This is a genomic window from Synechococcus sp. R6-7 (genome assembly GCF_047461695.1).
In the GTDB taxonomy this organism is placed as follows: domain Bacteria; phylum Cyanobacteriota; class Cyanobacteriia; order Thermostichales; family Thermostichaceae; genus Thermostichus.
Genome location: NZ_JANSHS010000483.1, coordinates 1 through 5,438 on the forward strand (window position 1 = coordinate 1; position 5,438 = coordinate 5,438).

Annotated in this window: 6 protein-coding genes; 2 read left to right on the forward strand and 4 right to left on the reverse strand. The window is 61.4% G+C overall.

Annotated features, from left to right (window positions below; genetic code table 11):
* The first annotated feature begins 490 nt into the window (after positions 1-490).
* Entirely contained in the window at positions 491-940 is a 450-nt protein-coding gene (locus NW815_RS13095) for a hypothetical protein (RefSeq protein WP_414390368.1), read from the forward strand.
* On the opposite strand, the gene NW815_RS13100 is transcribed toward NW815_RS13095, so the two are convergent.
* The gene (locus NW815_RS13100) at positions 937-1,065 is read right to left on the reverse strand and encodes a hypothetical protein (protein WP_414390366.1); all 129 of its coding nucleotides are present in this window, start codon (positions 1,063-1,065) and stop codon (positions 937-939) included. The genes NW815_RS13095 and NW815_RS13100 overlap by 4 nt on opposite strands.
* On the opposite strand from NW815_RS13100, the gene NW815_RS13105 reads away from it, so the two are divergent.
* Entirely contained in the window at positions 1,064-1,477 is a 414-nt protein-coding gene (locus NW815_RS13105) for a hypothetical protein (RefSeq protein WP_414390363.1), read from the forward strand. The genes NW815_RS13100 and NW815_RS13105 overlap by 2 nt on opposite strands.
* Here NW815_RS13105 and NW815_RS13110 read toward each other — a convergent pair.
* From NW815_RS13110 to NW815_RS13120, 3 genes are all read right to left on the reverse strand, one after another.
* Complete coding sequence (locus tag NW815_RS13110) at positions 1,474-2,481, reverse strand: aspartate-semialdehyde dehydrogenase (RefSeq protein ID WP_414390360.1); 1,008 nt, start codon at positions 2,479-2,481, stop codon at positions 1,474-1,476. The genes NW815_RS13105 and NW815_RS13110 overlap by 4 nt on opposite strands.
* A complete protein-coding gene (aroB, locus tag NW815_RS13115) occupies positions 2,460-3,641 on the reverse strand; it encodes a 3-dehydroquinate synthase (protein WP_414390359.1) in 1,182 nt (393 codons plus the stop codon). Before aroB ends, NW815_RS13110 begins: the two co-directional genes overlap by 22 nt.
* A 100-nt stretch (positions 3,642-3,741) precedes the next feature.
* On the reverse strand, positions 3,742-5,438 hold a 1,697-nt coding region (locus NW815_RS13120; RefSeq protein WP_414416099.1), incomplete at its 5' end, for a tetratricopeptide repeat protein.

Consider the following 5,438-nt stretch of genomic DNA (forward strand, 5'->3'; position numbering starts at 1 on the left):
CCCCAAACCCCAGCAGGATCCCTTGCGCCCTTTCCGAGAGCGAGGGGAGAAACAGAGCGGGCAAGGCCCCTAACCCGGTTGCCAAGCCGGCGATAAAGCTAGCCAGGGATCCCATCCCAATTGGATGCACAAGCCCCTCTCCACAAAGGCCGAATGCTTCTCAATTCTCCTCCCTTTCCAACGTTGTGTGAACATTGCTGGCTCGAGCGGCATAGGCGAGGTTCTGAAAGTTGGCTTGGAGCGCCAGATTTTGTGCTTACAAGCAAGGTACCTAAGAGCAAGTCTGAAGGAGCTATTCCCTAGTTGGAGTTTGCCAGCTAAGCCAAGGTTTATTACAATAATTGTAAATTGCCTCGGCGCAGAAGCGTCCTGAACAGCAATTGGACTGGAGTACACTGCAGCAAGACAGGTCGATAAAAACTAAAGTCAAGTCCGATAGTGACGAGGAGTGAGAGAGCGATGAAGAAAAAAGCAGTTACAACTCTCTCTTGTGGCCTTGAGTCTAGGAGCGGCCTGTCTGGGGCTGACCGGCTGCGGTGACGGCGGAAGCGGTGGGACGACAGTGCCTACACCTACACCGACTCCAACTCCGACACCTACACCGACACTCACACCGACCCCAACTCCAACACCCACCCCAACCCCGACACCTACGCCCACACCGGGTGCCCCGACTTTTACCAAGGCATTTAGCCCCACCTCGGTAGCTGCCGGCCCTACTGCCAAAACAACTCTGACCTACACGATCACCAACACAGCCGCTCTGCCGCTGACGGGTCTAGCCTTTTCCGATCCCCTGCCTGCCGGCTTGATCGTTGCCAATCCCAACAACCTGAACAATGGCTGTGGGGGGACGGTGATACCAGCGACCCCTTCCATCTCGTTGGTCAACGGCTCATTGGCAGCCAACGCTAGCTGCACCATCAGCCTGGATCTTTAGGTTACAGCCACGACAGCGGGATCCCTGACCAGCCCCGCGGTAACCCTGAGCAGCAACCAAGCGCCTAATGCCACCGCTGCGGCTATCAACTTAACGGTAACGGTGCCAGCTCCCACCTTTACCATGGCCTTTGCTCCCAACCCGCTTGGCCCAATCGGCCCAGCTCCCGTTACCGGGAATGGAACTCTGACGTTTACAATAACCAACAACGCTGCCATTCCATTGACGGGCTTGGCCTTTAACCACACCTTGCCGGGAGCGCCGCCTTTAACCGTAGGGCCTGGTGCACCTCCTCCCTTACCTGCTTCCTGTGGTGCTGGAGCTACCCTCACAGCGTCGGTGGGTGGGAACACCATTCAATTCACCGGAGGACAAGTGGCTGTCGGCGCAACCTGCACAGTGACCATCCCTGTCCAAACGGGACCTCTGACCTCACCCGGCACCTACACCTACCCCAACTCCCCAGTAACATTGACCAACGCTCAGGCCGCCCCTGCCACAGCAGGACCGGTAACCTGGACGGTTGTGGTGAATTAGTCCTTCAAAAGCAGCTCGGCAATTTGAACGGCGTTGAGGGCTGCTCCTTTGCGGATCTGATCCCCGCACAGCCACAGCTCCAGGGCCTTGGGCTCGGAGATGTCCTGGCGGATGCGGCCCACCGCCACTTCATCCTTGCCGGCCACGTCGATGGGCATGGGAAAGCGGTTCTGCTGCCAATCTTCAATGAGCACCACCCCAGGGGCCTGGGCCAGGATTTGCCGGGCTTTTTCCACAGGGAAGGGCTGTTCAAACTCCAGGTTGAGGGCCTCGGCGTGGGTACGCAGCACCGGCACCCGCACACAGGTAGCTGTCAGCCGCAGGTTGGGGGATCCCATAATCTTGCGGGATTCGTTGACCATTTTCATCTCTTCCTGGCAGTAGCCGTTCTCTTGCAGGGGGCTGTTGTGGAGGAAGAGGTTGAAGGCAATGGGGTAAGGGAACACCTGGGGCTGCAACGGCTGCCCCTGGAGGTAGGCGCGGGTTTGCTCTTGCAGCTCCACCATGGCGCGGGCCCCGGCCCCACTGGCCGATTGATAGGTGGCGGCCACCACGCGGCGCAGGGGGATGTGGCGATGCAGGGGGTAGATGGCCACGCACATTAGGATGGTGGTGCAGTTGGGATTGGCGATGATGCCCTGGTGGCGAAAGGCATCCTGAGGGTTCACTTCCGGCACCACCAAAGGCACCTCGGGATCCAGGCGAAAGGCGCTGGAGTTGTCAATCAGCACCGCCCCCGCCTCGACGATGGTTCTGGCCCAGGCTTTGGAAACACTTGCTCCGGCAGAGGCCAGCACCAGATCCAGGCCCCGGAAAGCCGCTTCTGAAACTGGTTCCACCGGGATCCGTTCCCCCTTGAAGGTCAAATAAGTGCCTGCAGAGCGGGGAGAGGCCAAAAGCTTGAGGTCGGCTACAGGAAAGTGGCGCTCTTCCAATAGCGTCAGCAGCTCCGTCCCTACTGCTCCTGTGGCCCCCAAGATGGCTACCCGTTGTTGCCGTGCCATGCTTTCTTGTCCTTAGGTTTTCCTAATTCTAGGGTTCCAGAGGTGGCTGTAATCGAAGCCAAAGCAGCCTGCACCTCTGCCAGCTCGACTTGATCGGTCAGCTCGGCCTGGCCGATGCGGCGGGGCAGAACGAAGCGAATCCGCCCCTGTTTGACTTTCTTGTCGGCCTGCATTGCCTGCAGCACTGCCTCCCAAGGGATCCCGGCAGGCCACCGGCTGGGCAATCCTGCTTTCTCGATCAGGCGTCGTTGCCGCTCCGCCTCGGCGGCGCTCCACCAACCCAGGCGGCGGGCGATCTCCCCGGCAGCCACCATGCCGATGGCGACAGCTTCTCCGTGCAGATAGCGGCGGTAGCCGGTGGCAGCTTCTAGGGCATGGCCGAGGGTGTGGCCGTAGTTGAGGATGGCCCGCAGGCCCGCTTCTTTCTCGTCCTGCTGCACCACCCAGGCTTTGCACTCGGCACAGCGCCGCAGCAGATAGTGCAAGTCTGAGGGGGCAAAATCGGTGTAGCGGCCTAGCCTGGGCTGCTTTTCCAGAAACTCAAACAGGTCGGCGGCCTGGATGACACCGTATTTGATCACTTCGGCCAGGGCAGAGGTAAACTCCCGCCGGGGCAGGGTCTGCAACACCGTTGGATCAATCCACACCAGGCGCGGCTGGTAGAAGGCCCCAATGAGATTTTTCCCACCAGGATGGTTGACGCCGGTCTTGCCGCCAATGGCCGCATCCACCATGGCCAAAAGTGAGGTGGGCACCTGCACAAAAGGGATCCCGCGCAGCCAAGTGGCGGCGGCAAACCCCACTATGTCGCCAATGACCCCCCCTCCTAGAGCCACCAAGGTGGAGGAGCGCTCCAGGCCAAAGGCTAGGGCGGCGTCGTAGATCTTGGCCACCGAGCGCAGGGTTTTGTAGCGTTCGCCGGCAGGCAATAGGCACAGGTGGGCGGCAAACCCCGCTTGTTGCAGCCCCTGCAGCAACTTCTCGGCAAAGTGTTTGGCAATGCCGGGATGGCTCACCACCAGAGCCCTGCCGGAAAGCCCTCTAGCTCGCATTTGGGATCCCAGCTGGATGAGGCTGTGGCCAGGGGGGCCTTCGGCAGACTGGAGGAGAATATCGTAGGAGCTGTGGGGAAGCTTGACAGGGATCAGATAGGGATCCATGCGTGTCGGTCCTGGGGGGTGGGATCCAGTGTGGCATGTTCTGCTCCCGTCGGCGTGCTGCAGGCATTGTCCTTGGGGTCTGAAAGCCCAGGGGATCCTGCTAGGGGTTGGGGTCAACTGGCTGCGGCTCCGACTGGGGAGTGAGGGTTTCCAAATCCGGCAGAGCTGTTCCCGCCGGCGAGGCCGAGTCTTCCTGGGCCAAGTCCTGCAGGGCGGCTTGGGCCGGCTGAAATTGCGGATCCAGCTCCAGACAGCGCTGCAAGCTGGCTTGGGCGGCTGCTCGCTGGCCGGCCCGCAGTTGAATCAGCCCCAGGGTATGCCAAAAGGCGGGCCGCTGGGGATCCAGGTGCGTGGCCTGTTGGGCGTCTGCCAGGGCAGGTTCCAGCTTCCCCAATTTCAAGGCTTCCCAGGCGCGGTTGTTGAGGGCCACAGCATCTTCTGGGGTGAGCTGCAAAACCCGCGAGTAGGCTTGCACAGCTTGTTCGGGATCCCTCAGCTCGCTGTAGATCAACCCCAGGGCAAACCAGCCCCAGGGATCCCGTTCGTTGAGGTGGATCATCTGCTGGCAGGCGGCACGGGCTTCTTCCAGCCGGCCCAGGCGCCGCAGGCCGGTGATCTGGCCAAACCAGCAGGCAGAACTGCCGGGACGCTGCTGCACCAAGCGCTGGAAATGCCGTAGGCTGGCCTCATATTGCCCCAGCTCCTGCTGAGCTACCGCCAAGGCATAGCGGGCTGGAAAGTGCTCCGGCTTGATCTTGAGGGCTTCCTCGAAGTGGATACAGGCTTCTTTCAGGTAGCCCAATTTCTGGAAGGCCACGCCGCGGGCGTACCAGCTTTTGAAGTTGTCGGCATCGTAGCGCAGGGCGCGTTCTAGAGCCTTGCTGGCCAGCCGATACTGCCCCAAGCGCAGCAGGGCCACCCCCAAGTTGTGCAGGGTGATGGGATCCCGGCGACGCAGCCGCAGCGAGCGCTTGTAACACTCGACAGCCGAGCGCAGCCGGTGGCAGTGGAAGAGGGCATTGCCTTGGTAGCGCCAAACCCGCGCACTTCTGGGGTTGAGCTTCAAAACCCGCGCAAAACTAGCCGCTGCCGAGCTGGGCCGCCGCAGCCGTCGCAACACGATCCCACGCGCCAGCCAGGTGCGGGGCTGTTTGGGGTTGTAGCGCAGCGCCTTGTTCAGGCTGTTCAGGGCCAGCTTCGACCGCTTCAGTTGCAGCAGGCGGATGCCGCGATTGTGCCAGGCCAGAGCATCTTCCGGGTTGCTCTCCAGCACCTTGTCGTAGTTAACCACCGCCGACTTGTACTGCCCCAGGCGCCCCAGAATCAGGGCCAGGCGCAGCCGGGTTTCTTCGTCGTAGGGGTTGATGCTCAGGGATCCGTTGTAGCTGTCCACCGCCTCGCGGTAGCGGGCCAGCTGCACCAGCACATCCCCACGGCGGCTCCAAGCCAGGGCGAAGTTGGGATCCATGTTCAGAGCCCGGTCGTAGGCGGCCAGGGCTTCCGTCAGGTTGCCGCGGCGACGCCAGTCTTCCCCCCGCTCGAATTGGATGTCGGCACTGTTCCACTGAAACAGCCGCTGAATGAACTGCAAAATGGCGATCTGACGCGCTCCTTCTTCTGGCGTGGCGGAGGGGGTTTCGCCTGTGGCAATGCGCAGGATGGCCATCTGGATGGCCCGCAAAAAGGCCTGAAATCCCCGCACCTCTTCATCTTCCAGGGACTCTTTCCCCTCACGGCGGCGGTATTGCAGCCGGAACCGCTGCAGATCCCCGGGGGCAGGGAAGCTGGGATCCAAAA